A 15,047-nucleotide genomic window follows, 5' to 3' on the forward strand; every position below is an offset into this window, starting at 1 on the left:
GCGCACGGCCCCCGCCGACGCCGCCTCAGGACGCCATCGGCAGCGCCGCGCCCTCCCGCCACTTGAGGATCTTGTCGAAGCTGACCACCGCGCCCGGGCGGCCGGTGCGGTTGCGGTAGCGGACGTGGTCGGTGAGGGCCTCGATGAGAAAGAGCCCCCGGCCGTCCTCCGCGAACGCGGGGGCCTGGGCGGGGGCGGGGACGGGGGCCGGCAGGGGGCGGTCCGCGGGGCTATGGGGCGGGGCGGAGGGGGCGCCGCGGAAACCGGGGCCCGAGTCGGTGACCTCGATGCGGCAGGTGTCGCCGTCGATGAAGACCGTCACGCGGTAGTCCTCGGGGGCTCCGTCGCCGCCGTGCTCGACGGCGTTCGCACACGCCTCGGAGAGAGCGACCGACAGGTCGTAACAGATGTCCGGGTCGACGCCCGCCGTTTCCATCGTGCCCAGCAGCAGACGCCGGGCGAGCGGCACGCTCGCAGCCTCGCGCCGCAAATGGAGTGACCACCAGATGCTCATCGCTCCAGCCTCCTGGCCGCGGCTCGACATATCGATACGTATTGCCGTGCCCCAAGGTCCGTAAGCATGTCCGGGACGTGATACCGCTCATTCGGCGGATGCGAAGAGTGAGCGCACCGGTGTAGACGCAGCGCCGCGCCCGCGCCACCGCGCGCCCCGCCGGACGCCCTGGACGCCCCCGGGAGGCACCCCCGTCGGGCCGACCTGCCGTAGGCCGCGGGCGGAGGCAGTGGGATGATGGCGCGGCCATGATTGCCCCGCCCGCCTCCCCAGCGCGCGCGGCCGCGGACCTGCGGCTGCTGAGGGCCGCGGTCTTCACCGCGGTCTGTGTCACGCTGTCCGCGGCCGGGCACATGATCGCTTCCTGTGCCGCCGTTCCGCTGTGGACGCTGGGCGTCGCCGCCGCCGTGGTGTTCGCGGTCGCGGCGCCGCTGGCCGGCCGGGAGCGGACGCTGCCGGGCATCGCCGCGGGACTCGCGGTGGGCCAGCTGGCACTGCACTCGCTGTTCGTGTGGGGCCAGGTGTGCGGCCTGACGACGGCCGAGCGGATGACGCGGCAGCGGATGCCGATGGCCGGGATGGCGAGCGGCGCCGGGGATTCCGGGCACGGCGCGCTGTCCGACGCGACGGCCGTGGACCTGGCCCGGCACCTGATGTGCGGGCTCGGCACGGGCCGGCTGGACGGTGCGCGGGCGCGGCGGCTCCTCGACGGGGGCGGCTACGACATGGCCTCCGCGGCCGGTCTGGGCGCACCCGGTGGACCCGGGACGGCACGTGGCGGCGCCGCAGCCGACCCGGCGATGACGCACGGTCTGCTGCCGTCGCTGCCCATGCTGCTGGGGCACCTGCTGGCCGCGCTCGCGGTCGGCTGGCTGCTGCGGCGGGGCGAGGCGGCGCTGTGGCGGCTGGTCCGGCTGTCGGCCCCGGCCGCGTACGAGCTGACCGTCCACGCCCTGCTCGGTGCGGTGCGCGGGGCGCTCACGCTCGTCGGCGCCCTGCTCGCAGGCCTCGGCGCGGCGCACGAGGCACTGCTGCGCGCCCTCGTTTCGTACGGGGATGACAAACCCGGCCCGCAGGGTGCTGCGCTCGACCACAGTGTGATCCGGCGAGGGCCGCCTGTCGTGACCGCCCTGGCCCTCGCGGCCTGACGTCACGCGACGCACGTTCCCACATGGGAGTACCTCCCATGCCTCAAGGCTGGGGGAGGGTACGGGCTCGCGCGGCGTCGCCGTGTGCGCGCCACCGATCACCGTCACCCGTATCTCTCTCCTTCCTGTGGAGTGCTTTCCATGTCGAACGCGTCGACCCTGCCCAGCGAGCCCACGATGTCCGGTACTTCTGACATCTCCGAAACTTCCAAGTCATCCGGAATTGCCGGATTCATCAAGACCAGACTGCCCCTGGTGGGCGGCATCGCGGCCGGCAGTGTGCTGCTGCTCGCCGGGCCGGCCTTCGCGCACGTCAGCGTGCAGTCCGACAATGCCCCCAAGGGCGGCTTCGCCACGGTCAACTTCAAGGTCCCCAACGAGCAGGACCACGCCTCGACGGTGAAGCTGGAGGTGACCCTGCCGACCGACCACCCGCTGGCGTCGGTCATGCCGCAGCCGGTGCCCGGCTGGAAGGTGTCGGTCACCAAGACCAAGCTCGCCAAGCCGATCGAGATGGAGGGCGAGAAGATCACCGAGGCGCCCTCGAAGATCACCTGGACCGCTGACGGCAAGGGCGTCGAGCCCGGCCAGTTCCAGCAGTTCCCGCTCTCCATCGGCCAGCTGCCCAAGGACGCCGACCAGCTCGTCTTCAAGGCCCTCCAGACGTACGACAACAAGCAGGTCGTGCGCTGGATCGAGCCGACGAAGGAGGGCGGCCCGGAGCCGGAGAACCCGGCGCCGGTGCTCAAGCTCACCGCGGCCGAGGACGACGCGCACGGCGCGGCCGCCGACGCCAAGAGCGCGGACAGGAGCGGGGACGTGAAGACCGCCGCGGCCACCGACGCCAGCGACGGCACGGCCCGTCTCCTGGGCGCCGCGGGCATCGTCGTCGGCGTCATCGGCGTCGGCTTCGGCGTGTTCGCCGGCCGGCGGCGCAACGCCTGATCGCCACTACGGGCCGGGCGGCGCCGCACCGCGCCGCCGGCCCGTCGCCCCGTTCCCCATGAGCGGGGCGCCGGACCACACCACACAAACGGGATACATCTGCAATGCGTAGCGCAATGCGTAGAAGGGCCCTGCTCGCCTCCGCCGTCGCGGCCGTCACGGCATTCGGCCTGACCGCCTGCGACCAGGGAGGTGACGGCGACAAGCCGGTCGCCGAGGTCTCCGGGGGCACCGCCGCCAAACCCATCGTCACGCTCGACAGCCCGATGGAGAAGCCGGACCTGGTCCTGACCGACTCCCAGGGCGCCAAGTACGACCTGCTGGAGAAGACCAAGGGCCACCCGACGCTGATCTACTTCGGCTACACCCACTGCCCGGACGTCTGCCCGCTGACCATGGCCAACATCGCGGTCGCGGTGAAGCAGCTGCCGAAGGCCGAGCAGAAGGACCTGCGGGTCGTCTTCGTCACCTCCGACCCGGAGCGCGACGACCCGGCCGCCCTCAAGAAGTGGCTCGGCGGCATCAACAAGGACTTCATCGGCCTGACGGGCCGCTTCGACACCATCCAGGCGGGCGCCCGCAGCGTCAACATCGGGATCGAGAAGCCGGTCAAGAAGAAGAACGGCGATGTGGTCTCCACCCACGGCGCGCAGGTCCTGCTGAGCTCCCCCAAGGACGACAAGATCCACTGGCTGGGCATGCAGGAGGCGACCTCCGACAACTACACCACCGCACTTCCGAAGATCATCAAGGGACAGAACCCGTGAACCGCCGCACCACCCTCGCCGCCGCCCTCGCCCTCACCGCCGGTCTGGCCCTGAGCGCCTGCGACGACGGCAGCGCCCCCAAGCTGTCGGTCAGCGGCGCGTACCTGCCGCAGCCGGTCACCCAGGACATGGCCGGGGCGTTCTTCACCGTCAAGAACACCGGCGGCACCGCCGACAAGCTCACCGCGGTCACCAGCAACTTCGCCAAGGACATCACCCTCCACAAGACGTCCGGCGGAAAGATGGAGCAGGTCGACTCGCTGCCGATCCCGGCGAACGGCGAGCTGACGCTCAGCCGCGGCGGCAACCACCTGATGTTCATGGGCCTCAAGTACAAGCCGACCAAGGGCGACGTGATCACCGTCCAGCTGCAGTTCGCCCATGCCGACCCCGTCCGGGTGAGCGTCCCGGTCAAGGCCGTCAACTACCAGCCGAAGAAGTAACGGGCGGCACGGTACGTCACGCAACCGCACTCACACGGCAGTTGAGGGAGCGATCACTATGGTCATCACCGGGCCACGACGGCGGTCCGCCGTACTGCGGGTGCTGCTCGTCGCGGTGGCACTGGCCGGCGCGCTGCTGGGCGGCGCCGCCCCGGCGTCCGCGCACGCCGCGCTGACCGGCAGCACCCCCACGCAGGGCTCGGTGGTGGACCAGGCGCCCGAACAGGTCGCGCTCACCTTCTCCGAGGGCGTCGCGATGGGCGGCGACTCCATCCGGGTCCTGAACCCGCAGGGCAAACGCGTGGACCGCGGCAAACTGCGCAACCTGTGCAGCGGCAGCACCGTCAAATACGGCACGGGGCTGCCGCCGGGCCTGGGCGACGGCACGTACACCGTCGCCTGGCAGGCGGTCTCCGCCGACAGCCACCCGGTCTCCGGTGCCTTCACCTTCTCCATCGGGGCGCCCTCGAAGACCACCGCGCCGGTAGCCCAGCAGGAGGCCGGCGGAGGCCTGGTCGGGGCGCTCTACGGCATCGCCCGCGCGCTGGCGTACGCGGGCTTCGTCCTGCTGGCCGGCGGCGCCGCCTTCGTGGTGGCCTGCCGGCCGGCCGCCGCCCGGGTACGGTCCGTCCAGCGCCTGGTCGTCCAGGGATGGGCGGTGCTGACCGGCACCACCGTGGCCATGCTGCTGCTGCGCACCCCGTACACCGGCTCCGGCGACGTCTCCGACGTCTTCGACCTCGGCGGCCTGCAGCAGGTACTGATCACCAAGCCGGGCGCGGCGCTGGTCTCCCGGCTGCTGCTGCTCGCCGCGGCGGCGCTGTTCGTGGCGGTGCTGTTCGGGGCGTACGCCCGGGCGCAGGAACCGCGGGAGCCGCGGGAAGCCCCGGAGACGGGTGCCGGGGCGGACGGCGGGGACCACGAGGACCGGGCCGACGGGGACGGCAAGGACGACAGGGGGGACGACAGGGACGACACGGGCCGGACCGCCGAGGACGCGCCCGAGGACCCTGCCGAGGCGGCCCGCCGCCGCAAGGACCTGACGTTCGGGCTCGGCATCGGCGGGGTGATCGTCGCCGCCGGCCTCGCGACGACCTGGGCGATGGCCGAACACGCCTCGACCGGGCTGCAGCCCGCGATCGCGATGCCGGTCGACGTCCTGCACCTGCTCGCCGTCGCCACCTGGCTCGGCGGGCTGGCGGCGCTGGTGGTGTCCCTGTACTGGGGGCCGCCGATCGAACGGACCGCCGTCCGCCGCTTCTCCCGGATCGCGTTCGGCTCCGTCCTGGTACTGGTCACCACCGGCCTCTACCAGTCCTGGCGGCAGGTCGGCACCTGGACCGCGCTGACCGGCACCGCCTACGGGCGGCTGCTGCTGCTCAAGGTGGGCCTGGTGGTGGTGCTCGTGGGCATCGCCTGGTTCTCCCGGCGCTGGACGGCGCGGCTGACGGAGGTACGGACGGCAGAAGCGGCAGCGGCGGACGCGGAAGCGGCGGACGCGGCCCCGGAGGCCAAGGAGGCCGAGGAGGCCGACGAGGCCGACGAGGCCGACCAGCTCTCCGAGAAGGCCGTGACCGTGCCGGCGGCCGGCACGGCCGGGAAGACCGCCCAGGACGACGGGCCCGCGACGGAACCGGCGGCGACTCCCACGACGGGACCGGCCGACCCCGCCCGCGCCGCCCAACTCGCCCGCCAGCAGGCCGCGTTGCGCACCGCCCGCACCAAGCGGCTGCGCGACGCCGACCCCGAGCGGCGGGGGCTGCGCCGGTCCGTACTGGCCGAGGCGTCGGTCGCGGTGCTCCTGCTGGTGGTGACGACGGTGCTGACCGCCACCGAGCCGGCCCGTACCGAGGAGGCGGTCAAGGCCGTGTCGGGCGGTCAGTCGGCCGCGGCCAACCAGCCGCAGGTCCTCACCGTCCCGTTCGACACCGGCGGCCCGGGCGGCAAGGGCACCGCCCGCCTCGACCTCGACCCCGGCCGCAGCGGCAACGCCAACGACCTGCGGCTGCGGATCTCCGACCCGAAGGGCCGGGCCAAGGACGTCCCCGAGGTGAAGGTCGAATTCACCCTCAAGGCCAAAAAGCTCGGGCCGCTGACGGTGGTGCCCCGGCACACCGGCAAGGGACACTGGCGCGCCAGCGGCGTCCTGCTGCCGGTCCCCGGACGGTGGCAGCTCTCGCTGCTCGTACGGACCTCCGACATCGACCAGGTGACCGAGTTCAGGAACGTGAAGATCGGCTGATGAGCAAGCGAACCGCCAAAGCCCCCGAACCCCGGGCCCCCGAACCGCAGGCCCCGGCGCCCGAGCCGGCCGGCCCGCGGACCGCCCTGACGCTCTCCCGCCGCCGGCTGCTCGGCACCGTCGGCGCGGCGGGCGCCGCCGGGCTGGTCGTCGGCGGCGCCGGCGGTGCCCTGGGGACGGCCGCCGCCCATGAGGAGGGGCCCGCCGCGGCCCTGAGCTCCCTCGGCTCGACCGAGGTGCCGTTCCGGGACGACCGGGCGAAGCAGCAGGCCGGGATCACCACCCCGCTGCAGGCCAGCGGGCACCTGGTCGCCTTCGACCTGGCCCCGGGCAGCGACCGCAAGGCCGCCGCCGCGCTGCTGCGCCGCTGGTCGCGGACGGCCGAGGAGCTGATGGCCGGGCGCACGCCGGACGCCGACACCGGCGTGGCGCTGGACGCCGGCCCGTCCTCGCTGACCGTCACCTTCGGCCTCGGCCACAGCTTCTTCGACCGTACGGGCCTGACGAAGCACCGCCCCGACCAGCTCGATCCGCTGCCGGACTTCTCCGCCGACGCGCTGGACCCCGAGCGCAGCAACGGCGACCTGTGGATCCAGATCGGCGCCGATGACGCGCTGGTCGCCTTCCACGCGCTGCGGGCGCTGCAGAAAGACGCGGCCGGCACCGCCCGGCTGCGCTGGCAGATGAACGGCTTCAACCGCACCCCGGGCGCCACCGCCCACCCGATGACCGCCCGCAACCTGATGGGCCAGGTCGACGGCACCAACAACCCCAAGCCGACCGACGCGGACTTCGACCGGCGGATATTCGTCGGGCGGGACGCCGAGCAGGAGTGGATGCGCGGCGGCTCGTACGCCGTGGTCCGCCGGATCCGGATGCTGCTGGACGACTGGGAGAAGCGCTCCCGGCACGAGCAGGAGCGGGTCATCGGGCGCCGCAAGGACAACGGAGCGCCGCTGACCGGCGGTTCCGAGACCACGCCGATGAAGCTGGACGCCACCGGAGCGGACGGGCTGCCGGTCATCCCGGCCAACGCGCACGCCCGGGTCGCGGCGCCGGAGTCCAACCAGGGCGCGGCGATGCTGCGCCGCCCGTTCTCGTACCACGACGGTTTCCGGGAGGACGGCGCGCCGGACGCCGGGCTGCTGTTCGTCTGCTGGCAGGCCGACCCGCTGCGGGCCTTCACCCAGATCCAGCGGAAGCTGGACCGCGGGGACGCGCTCTCGCCGTTCCTGCGGCACGAGGCGAGCGGCCTGTACGCGGTACCGCCGGCCGCGGTGCCGGGCGGGTACGTGGGGCAGCCGCTGCTGGAGGGCTAGCGGGACCGCCCGGCGGAGGCCCGGTGCGCCGTCCGGCCTTCGGAAGGCCGGTCCGGGGGCCGGGACGGCTCGGTATCGTGGCAGGACAGGGAGAAGATCGGCGGGGTGCCCCCGCAGTCACGCGAGGGAGTCCTAAGGATGTCGGCCAGCCGCTATACCTATCTCGGCCCCGCGGGCACGTTCACCGAGGCCGCGCTGCGCAGCCTGCCCGAGGCGGCGACGCGCGAGCTGGTACCGATGGTGTCGGTGCCGGCCGCCCTGGACGCGGTGCGGGCCGGGGAGGCGGCGGCCGCCCTGGTGCCGATCGAGAACTCCGTCGAGGGCGGGGTGACCACGACCCTCGACGAACTGGCCTCCGGCGAGCCGCTGATGATCTACCGCGAGGTGCTGCTGCCGATCGCCTTCGCGCTGCTGGTGCGCCCCGGTACGACGCTCGACGAGGTCAAGACGGTGACCGGGCACCCGGTCGCGCAGCCCCAGGTCCGCAAGTGGCTGGCGGCCCAACTCCCGGAAGCGGTCTGGGAGTCGGCGGCCTCGAACGCGGACGGAGCGCGGCTGGTGCAGGAGGGCCGCTACGACGGTGCGTTCGCCGGTGAGTTCGCGGCGGCGACGTACGGCCTGACGCCGCTGGTCACCGACATCCACGACGCGCAGAACGCGGCCACCCGCTTCGTGCTGGTGGGCCGCCCGGCGCGGCCGGCGGCGCCCACCGGCGCGGACAAGACGTCGGTGGTGCTGTGGCTGGCCGAGGACCACCCCGGTGCGCTGCTCGAACTGCTCCAGGAGTACGCGGTGCGCGGGGTCAGCATGATGCGCATCGAGTCCCGGCCGACCGGCGAGGGCATCGGGCGCTACTGCTTCTCGGTGGACTGCGAGGGGCACATCACCGACCGCCGGGTCAGCGAGGTCCTGATGGGCCTCAAGCGGGTCTGCCGGGAGGTGCGGTTCCTCGGTTCGTATCCGCGGGCGGACGAGACGACGCCGAGCGTGCGGCGGCAGATGACCGACTCGGCGTTCACCGAGGCCTCGGACTGGCTGGCACGCTGCCTGGACGGCCGGGGCTGAGCTCCCGACCTGCGGCTTTGAGCGCCTGTGGGTTGTCCACAAAGTTATCCACAGACTCGGTTCTCGACCTGTGGGTAAGTCGACATGGCAGCCGGACATCGTCGACAAATCGCCCTACCGACCTCACATCCCTCCACAGCACCCCACCTCGGACCCGTCAGCATAATTCCTGCGGTCCATCCTTTAGAGCGAGGCAATCCCACACGAAAGAGTGCGTGAACGGGGTTTGGACAGAGAATCCATAGCCGACCATTTCGGAACCGGAATGATCGCCGCCGACTTCCACAGATTTCACGCACAGCCTGTGGATAAAAATCCGCGAACCCCTCTCCCCTGTGGACAACCTCACCGCGCGGGGGTCCCGAAGGTCGCTCCAACTCCCCGATCCCGCCCAGTGGATCACCGATCACGGACGCCGCGAACATCCGCATACCGGATGACTCCGCCGCCCCCTCCAGAAGATCATGACGACCGGGAGGGATGCGAATGGGCGGGAATTCCCCGGCGGATTTACCGCATCCCCGCCATGGAATAAACCTCTCAAACCGGACAAATTGCAATGGGAGGGAATATCGCGTCGAAGCGCGGGGCGCGGCCCCGGTAGCCTGGTGGTGTGATTGACCTTCGCCTGCTCCGTGAGGACCCCGACCGTGTGCGCGCGTCCCAGCGCGCCCGTGGAGAGGACGTCGCGCTCGTCGACGCGCTTCTCTCCGCCGACGAGCGGCGCAGGTCGTCCAGCGTCCGCTTCGACGAGCTGCGCGCCGAGCAGAAGACGCTCGGCAAGCTCATCCCCAAGGCCACCGGCGACGAGAAGGCCGCGCTGCTGAAGAAGGCCGGCGAGCTGTCCGCCGCCGTCAAGGCCGCCGACGCCGCGCAGGACGAGGCCAAGGACGAGACCCAGCAGCTGCTGCTCAAGCTCGGCAACCTCGTCCACCCCGACGTCCCCGTCGGCGGCGAGGAGGACTTCGCGGTCCTGGAGACGCACGGCACCATCCGCGACTTCGCCGCCGAGGGCTTCGAGCCCAAGGACCACCTGGAGATCGGCCAGGCACTCGGTGCCATCGACGTGGAGCGGGCCGCCAAGGTCTCCGGCTCGCGCTTCTACTACCTGACGGGCATCGGCGCGCTCCTGGAGCTCGCGCTGGTCAACGCCGCCATCGCGCAGGCCACCGAGGCCGGCTTCATCCCGATGCTGACCCCGGCACTGGTCCGCCCGCACGCCATGGAAGGCACCGGCTTCCTCGGCCAGGCCGCCGAGAACGTCTACCACCTCGAAAAGGACGACTACTACCTCGTCGGCACCTCCGAGGTCCCGCTCGCCGCGTACCACATGGACGAGATCGTCGACGCCGGCCAGCTGCCGCTGCGCTACGCCGGCTTCTCCCCCTGCTTCCGCCGCGAGGCCGGCACGTACGGCAAGGACACCCGCGGCATCTTCCGGGTCCACCAGTTCGACAAGGTGGAGATGTTCTCCTACGTCGCGCCGGAGGACGCGCAGGCCGAGCACCAGCGCCTGCTGGACTGGGAGAAGCAGTGGCTGAACAGCCTGGAGCTGCCGTTCCAGGTGATCGACGTCGCCACCGGTGACCTGGGCGCCTCGGCCTCCCGCAAGTTCGACTGCGAGGCGTGGATCCCGACCCAGGGCAAGTACCGCGAGCTGACCTCGGCCTCCAACTGCGACGAGTTCCAGGCCCGCCGGCTCTCCGTCCGCATGCGCGAGAACGCCGACGGCAAGCAGAAGGTCCGCCCGCTCGCCACCCTCAACGGCACGCTCTGCGCCGTCCCGCGCACCATCGTGGCGATCTTCGAGAACCACCAGCAGGCGGACGGCTCGGTGCGCGTCCCCGAGGTGCTGCGCCCCTACCTGGGCGGCCGGACCGTGCTGGAGCCCGTCGCGGCGCGCCAGGAGTCCGGCGCCAAGTGAGCGGATCAGCTCCGGCGGACGTCCCGCCGCTGCCGTACACGCTCATCGCGACCGACCTCGACGGGACGCTGCTGCGCCCGGACGGGACCGTCTCGGAGCGCACCCGCCAGGCGCTCGCCGCGGCCACCGCGGCGGGCGCGGCGCACATCGTCGTCACCGGCCGTGCGGTGCCCTGGACCCGGCACATCCTCGACGCCCTGGACTACCGCGGGCTCGCGGTGTGCGGCCAGGGCGGGCAGGTCTACCACGCCGGTGAGCACCGGCTGCTGACCTCGGTGACGCTGGACCGCCAGCTGGCCGGTCTCGCGCTGTCCAAGATCGAGGCCGAGGTCGGCCCGCTGTATCTGGCGGCGAGCCGGGACGGCCTGGAGGGCGAGGTGCTGGTCGGCCCCGGCTACCGCTTCCAGGAGGGCCCGCTGCCGAACGTCATGATCGACGACCACGACGCGCTGTGGGCGGCCCCGATCAACAAGGTCTACCTCCAGCACCCGACGCTGGACGACGACGCACTGGCGGCGGCCGCCCGCCAGGTCGCCGGTGACCTGGTCGGCATCATGGTGGCCGGCCCCGGCGTCGTCGAACTGCTGCCGCTGGGCCTGACCAAGGCCACCGGGCTGTCCCTGGCCGCCCGCCGCCTGGGCCGCACCGCCAAGGAGACACTGGCGTTCGGCGACATGCCCAACGACATCCCGATGTTCGCCTGGGCCGCTCACGGCGTCGCCATGGCCAACGCCCACCCCGAACTGAAGGCGGTCGCCGACGAGGTGACCACCTCCTCCGAGGCCGACGGCATCGCGGTGGTTCTGGAGCGGCTTTACGGGGTGTGAGGGCGGGGGCTCGGGGCGATGGGGCCGGTTGCGGAATACCTTCCCGCGCCCCAGCGTTGAGGCCCCCGAGGGGGCGCTCGCGTCCCCTACGGGATCCGTTCGCCTCACCCGTAGGGGTTCGGAAGGCCCCTTGAACCCCTAACGCCCGCCCCCGCCGCCCTCTTCCCGCGTGTCGGCTCCCGCGTCCTCCGCGTCGGGTTGGTCGTCCCCCGTCACCTCCGCCGCCGGTGTCAACGGCCACGCTGCGAAGCCCATGGTCAGGGCGATGGCGTGGCCGAAGTCGGTGAAGGTGGCGCCGGTCGTCAGGGGGATGGCGAAGAACGCCAGTACGCCGACGAGATAGCCGTAGCGCCAGGGGGACCGCAGACGGTACGTCAGCACGCCGGCCGCGGCCGCCAGGCCGTACGAGACGCCGATGTCGACGACGTGCGTCATCGAGCGCGGCAGCTGGTGCCCCTCGATGGCCAGCAGGACGAGTTCCTGGCTGGCCAGGGTCGCGGCGACGTGCGCCCCGCCGACGACCAGCAGCCAGCGCCAACTGCCCGTCCAGCGCTCGACGTTGGCGTGCACCAGCTCGAACATCACGACGTACAGCAGGAACGATCCGGGGTTCTCGATCCAGAAGCCGCTGATCAGCAGCGAGGGCAGCGGATGCTCGTTGAGTTCGTGGATGTTGCTGCTTGTGCGGTGGATGAGGAACTGGCCCAGCCCCTCCGAGGCGGAGGCGATCACGAGGCTGGTGACACCGATGATCAGCAGCCAGATGTGGGTGCCGGGGACGACCGGACCCAGTTCTTCACCCAGATCACGGGGTTGCCCGCGGGCCGCGCCCAGGGGTCGCGCGGGGGCTCCATCAGGATCCTCATCGGTGTCCTCATCGGCGGCGTCCCCGGGCCGCGGGCGAGCCGGCGACCAGCGGGCCCGGCCCCTTGATCTGCCGGATGCGGGGCGCGCTCTCCATCGTCCGTACGCCGGGCAGCGCCGCGACCCGGGTCGTCAGGTACGTGTAGACGGCCCGGACGTCCCGGCAGAGCACCGACGCGAACAGGTTGTTCGGGCCGGTGGTGGCACCGGCGAAGGCCACCTCCGGATGCTCCGCCAACTCCGCGCCGGCCGCGGCGAGTTCGGCGGGGGCGACGGACAGCCAGAGGGCGACCATCGCGCCGTACCCGAACTTCCGCAGGTCGTAATCGACGTCGTAATACAGCGCCCCGGTCGCCCGGAGTTCGGCGAGACGGCGGCGGACCGTGGTGGGCGACCAGCCGGTGACGGCGGCGAGTTCGGCCAGCGGCGCCCGGCCGTCCCGGGCCAGGGCGGCGAACAGCCGGCGGTCGGCGTCGTCGAGCACCACCGGATCGGCCGCCGGATCGACGTCCGGGGGCGGCGGGCCGAGCCACGCGGCCTCCTCGTCCGTCAGCGCCCCGGACTTGCTGATCAGGCCCTGCGGACCGCCGCAGAACTCGTGCAGCAGGCAGTGTGCGGTGACGCCGACCACGCTCGGGGTACGCGGCAGCTTCTCCAGCAGGAGTGCGTCGCTGTGGTCGCTGTTCGCCGCCCGGCAGACCGCGGTGATCTCGGTGCCGCCGGACATCAGGCAGATCCACGAGGTGTCCGGACGGCGGGCCAGTGCCTCGGCGACGGTGACCGCCGCCTCCGGCGCGCACTGCACCCGGACCATCCACTCGACCTCGCCCAACGCCCGCGCGTCGGACAGTCCCAGCACCCTGAGCGCACCGCTGCTGCGGTGCCGCCCGTAACGGCGGGCGACGGTCTGGTCGGACACCCCGAGCACCTCCGCGATCCGGCTGAACGGCGCGCGGCCGTCGAGCTGCAGCGCATGGGCCAGCCGGCGGTCGAGGGCGTCGAAACCGCCCCCGCCCGCGCCGGGCTTCCCGTCGGTTTTCACCGTCCGAGGCTAGCGCGTGTCGGATTGCGCCGCCGGGAGCGCGGTGGCTGGGAGACCGGCGGGTACGGAACCGACCGTGGGGTCGCCATCGAAGCGACGGCGGAAAGAGGACAACCACTCATGCACGGCGCACCCCACAGACCCGGCAGCGGACGACCAGGCACGTCCGGCGCATCCCACAGACCCGGCAGCCCAGGCACGCCTGCCGCGCCCCACGGGCCGGCCGGCGGCGCGGCACCGGAGGCCACGCCGGGCGCCGGCCGGCGCGGCAAGTGGTGGCCCCTGGCCGCCATCACCCTCGGCAACTTCCTGCTGCTGGTCGACGTGACGATCGTGAACACCGCGCTGCCCCGGATAGCCGACGGCCTGGGCGCCTCCTTCACCTCGCTCCAGTGGGTGATGGACATCTACGCGCTGGCGCTGGCCGCGCTGCTGATGGTCGCCGGTTCGGCGGCCGACCTCTTCGGGCGGCGCCGGCTGTACGTGGCGGGGCTGGCCCTGTTCGCGCTCGCCTCGCTGGCCTGCGGGCTGGCGCCGGGCCCGGGCGTGCTGATCGCGGCACGTGCCGTGCAGGGCGTGGGCGCGGCGGCGATGTTCGCCACCAACACCCCGCTGCTGATGGCCTGTTACCGGGGCCGGGACCGCGGTGTGGCGTTCGGCGTCTGGGGCGGCACCAGCGGCGCCGCGGCCGCGATCGGTCCCGTCCTGGGCGGGCTGCTCACGGAGTACGTCGACTGGCGGGCGATCTTCCTGGTCAATCTGCCGCTGACCGCGGTCGCGGTGGTGATCACGCTGCGCCGGGTCCCCGAGTCCTACGGCGACCCCTCCCGGTCCCGTACGGACGCGGCCGGAGGGTCCCCGGCCGCCCGGATCGACTGGCCGGGCGCGGCGTCCTTCACCGCGTGCGCGGGCGCGTTGACGTACGGGCTGATCCGCGGCGGGGAACGCGGCTGGTCGGAGGCCGGGACGCTGGGCTCGCTGGTGGTCGCGGCCCTGGCGCTGGTGGCGTTCCTCGTGATCGAACGACGGGTGCGCCGGCCGCTGCTCGACCTCGGGTTGCTGCGCCGGCCGTCGTTCGCGACGCTGATGGCGGCGGCGCTCCTGCTGCAGGCGGCGGCGTTCCCGTACCTGACGTTCGTGGGGCTGTGGGTGCAGGACATCCTGGGGCTGAGCCCGGTGCGGGCGGGTCTCGCGGTGACGCCGATGGCGGTGATGTCGTTGCTGGTCGGCGCGTTGGGCGGCCGTCACCTGCAGCGGATGGCGCCCCAACTCCCGGTCGGGGTCGGCCTGTTGCTGACCGGTGCGGGTGCCCTGCTGCACTGGGCGTTGCTGGATGCCGGCTCCGGCTGGGCGACGCTGGTGCCCGGTCTCGCGGTGAGCGGGGTGGGCATCGGGATGGCGATGCCGGTACTGGTGTCGGCGGCGCTCGGCGCGGCACCGCCCTGGCGCGCGGGCATGGCCAGCGGCGCGGTCAACACCTTCCGCCAGCTCGGCTACGCCCTGGGCATCGCGGTCCTCGGCACCGTTTTCGCCGACGCGCTGCACGGCGTGCGCGGGTCCGCCGCGCACCCGGCCGTCTCCCGCCAGGCCGTCTCCCCTCAGGTCGTCAACGCCGCCTATATGGCCGGGCTGAGGGACATCGTGGTGATCTCCGGGCTGGTGGCGGTGGCGGCCGGTCTGCTGGTGCTGGCGGTCGTACGGCGGCGCGCGGGCGACGGCGGGGACGGGAGCGGGCCCGGGGGCGGGAGCGCAGGCGCTCGTGCGGCGGAGGCCGTCGGGCCCGCACCGGCGGATCGGTAGGGGCGGATCAGGGGAGATTTCCGGGTTCCCGGTGCCGGTCCACTACGGGGTGGCCCGGACGGGACCCGGAGAGCGGCGGTGCCTCGTTTCGTCCACGCGGCCGAGGAATCGGCGGCGGGCGGGCCGGATGCTGGAACCGGCCCGCCG

General features: G+C 72.8%; 12 protein-coding genes and 1 pseudogene. 10 read left to right on the plus strand and 3 right to left on the minus strand.

Annotated elements, in window-relative coordinates; translation table 11 throughout:
• Positions 1 to 25: 25 nt before the first annotated feature.
• Entirely contained in the window at positions 26 to 514 is a 489-nt protein-coding gene (locus OJ254_RS08395) for an ATP-binding protein (protein ID WP_261956616.1), read from the minus strand.
• A gap of 248 nt (positions 515 to 762) precedes the next feature.
• Between OJ254_RS08395 and OJ254_RS08400 the strand changes: the two genes are divergently transcribed.
• The 9 genes from OJ254_RS08400 (at position 763) to OJ254_RS08440 (ending at position 11,194) form a co-directional block, all read left to right on the plus strand.
• Positions 763 to 1,662: a hypothetical protein gene (locus OJ254_RS08400; RefSeq protein ID WP_265361832.1), complete on the plus strand. Its 900-nt coding sequence runs from the start codon at positions 763 to 765 to the stop codon at positions 1,660 to 1,662.
• 141 nt (positions 1,663 to 1,803) lie between these two features.
• A complete protein-coding gene (locus tag OJ254_RS08405) occupies positions 1,804 to 2,607 on the plus strand; it encodes a YcnI family copper-binding membrane protein (RefSeq protein WP_265361833.1) in 804 nt (267 codons plus the stop codon).
• Positions 2,608 to 2,723: 116 nt separating this feature from the next.
• Positions 2,724 to 3,374, plus strand: coding sequence for an SCO family protein (locus OJ254_RS08410; protein WP_265361834.1), 651 nt, complete (start codon positions 2,724 to 2,726; stop codon positions 3,372 to 3,374).
• A complete protein-coding gene (locus OJ254_RS08415; protein ID WP_265361835.1) occupies positions 3,371 to 3,817 on the plus strand; it encodes a copper chaperone PCu(A)C in 447 nt (148 codons plus the stop codon). Before OJ254_RS08410 ends, OJ254_RS08415 begins: the two co-directional genes overlap by 4 nt.
• A gap of 58 nt (positions 3,818 to 3,875) precedes the next feature.
• Positions 3,876 to 6,059, plus strand: coding sequence for a copper resistance CopC/CopD family protein (locus tag OJ254_RS08420; RefSeq protein WP_265361836.1), 2,184 nt, complete (start codon positions 3,876 to 3,878; stop codon positions 6,057 to 6,059).
• Positions 6,059 to 7,378 (plus strand): iron uptake transporter deferrochelatase/peroxidase subunit, encoded by a 1,320-nt coding sequence (efeB, locus tag OJ254_RS08425; RefSeq protein ID WP_265361837.1) that lies wholly within the window; start codon positions 6,059 to 6,061, stop codon positions 7,376 to 7,378. The genes OJ254_RS08420 and efeB overlap by 1 nt, the downstream gene beginning before the upstream one ends.
• 138 nt (positions 7,379 to 7,516) lie before the next feature.
• The gene (gene pheA / locus OJ254_RS08430; protein ID WP_261956623.1) at positions 7,517 to 8,443 is read left to right on the plus strand and encodes a prephenate dehydratase; all 927 of its coding nucleotides are present in this window, start codon (positions 7,517 to 7,519) and stop codon (positions 8,441 to 8,443) included.
• A 613-nt stretch (positions 8,444 to 9,056) separates the two neighbouring features.
• Positions 9,057 to 10,367, plus strand: coding sequence for a serine--tRNA ligase (gene serS / locus OJ254_RS08435; RefSeq protein WP_265361839.1), 1,311 nt, complete (start codon positions 9,057 to 9,059; stop codon positions 10,365 to 10,367).
• Positions 10,364 to 11,194 (plus strand): HAD family hydrolase, encoded by an 831-nt coding sequence (locus OJ254_RS08440; protein WP_265361840.1) that lies wholly within the window; start codon positions 10,364 to 10,366, stop codon positions 11,192 to 11,194. Before serS ends, OJ254_RS08440 begins: the two co-directional genes overlap by 4 nt.
• 138 nt (positions 11,195 to 11,332) lie before the next feature.
• On the opposite strand, the pseudogene OJ254_RS08445 reads toward OJ254_RS08440, so the two are convergent.
• Both OJ254_RS08445 and OJ254_RS08450 read right to left on the minus strand, forming a co-directional pair.
• Positions 11,333 to 12,048: pseudogene (locus tag OJ254_RS08445) on the minus strand (rhomboid-like protein).
• Between the two features lie 20 nt (positions 12,049 to 12,068).
• A complete protein-coding gene (locus OJ254_RS08450; protein ID WP_265361841.1) occupies positions 12,069 to 13,100 on the minus strand; it encodes an Lrp/AsnC family transcriptional regulator in 1,032 nt (343 codons plus the stop codon).
• Between the two features lie 120 nt (positions 13,101 to 13,220).
• On the opposite strand from OJ254_RS08450, the gene OJ254_RS08455 reads away from it, so the two are divergent.
• Positions 13,221 to 14,900: an MFS transporter gene (locus OJ254_RS08455; RefSeq protein WP_265361842.1), complete on the plus strand. Its 1,680-nt coding sequence runs from the start codon at positions 13,221 to 13,223 to the stop codon at positions 14,898 to 14,900.
• Positions 14,901 to 15,047: the final 147 nt, after the last annotated feature.

Source organism: Streptomyces endophytica (assembly GCF_026153355.1).
Lineage (GTDB): Bacteria > Actinomycetota > Actinomycetes > Streptomycetales > Streptomycetaceae > Streptomyces > Streptomyces endophytica.

Bases quoted from the DNA above. Each gene is read 5' to 3' on its own strand.
- OJ254_RS08455 (WP_265361842.1), top strand. From the start codon at position 13,221: ATGCACGGCGCACCCCACAGACCCGGCAGCGGACGACCAGGCACGTCC.
- OJ254_RS08395 (WP_261956616.1), bottom strand. From the start codon at position 514: ATGAGCATCTGGTGGTCACTCCATTTGCGGCGCGAGGCTGCGAGCGTG.
- pheA (WP_261956623.1), top strand. From the start codon at position 7,517: ATGTCGGCCAGCCGCTATACCTATCTCGGCCCCGCGGGCACGTTCACC.
- OJ254_RS08400 (WP_265361832.1), top strand. From the start codon at position 763: ATGATTGCCCCGCCCGCCTCCCCAGCGCGCGCGGCCGCGGACCTGCGG.
- OJ254_RS08410 (WP_265361834.1), top strand. From the start codon at position 2,724: ATGCGTAGAAGGGCCCTGCTCGCCTCCGCCGTCGCGGCCGTCACGGCA.
- OJ254_RS08405 (WP_265361833.1), top strand. From the start codon at position 1,804: ATGTCGAACGCGTCGACCCTGCCCAGCGAGCCCACGATGTCCGGTACT.
- OJ254_RS08420 (WP_265361836.1), top strand. From the start codon at position 3,876: ATGGTCATCACCGGGCCACGACGGCGGTCCGCCGTACTGCGGGTGCTG.
- efeB (WP_265361837.1), top strand. From the start codon at position 6,059: ATGAGCAAGCGAACCGCCAAAGCCCCCGAACCCCGGGCCCCCGAACCG.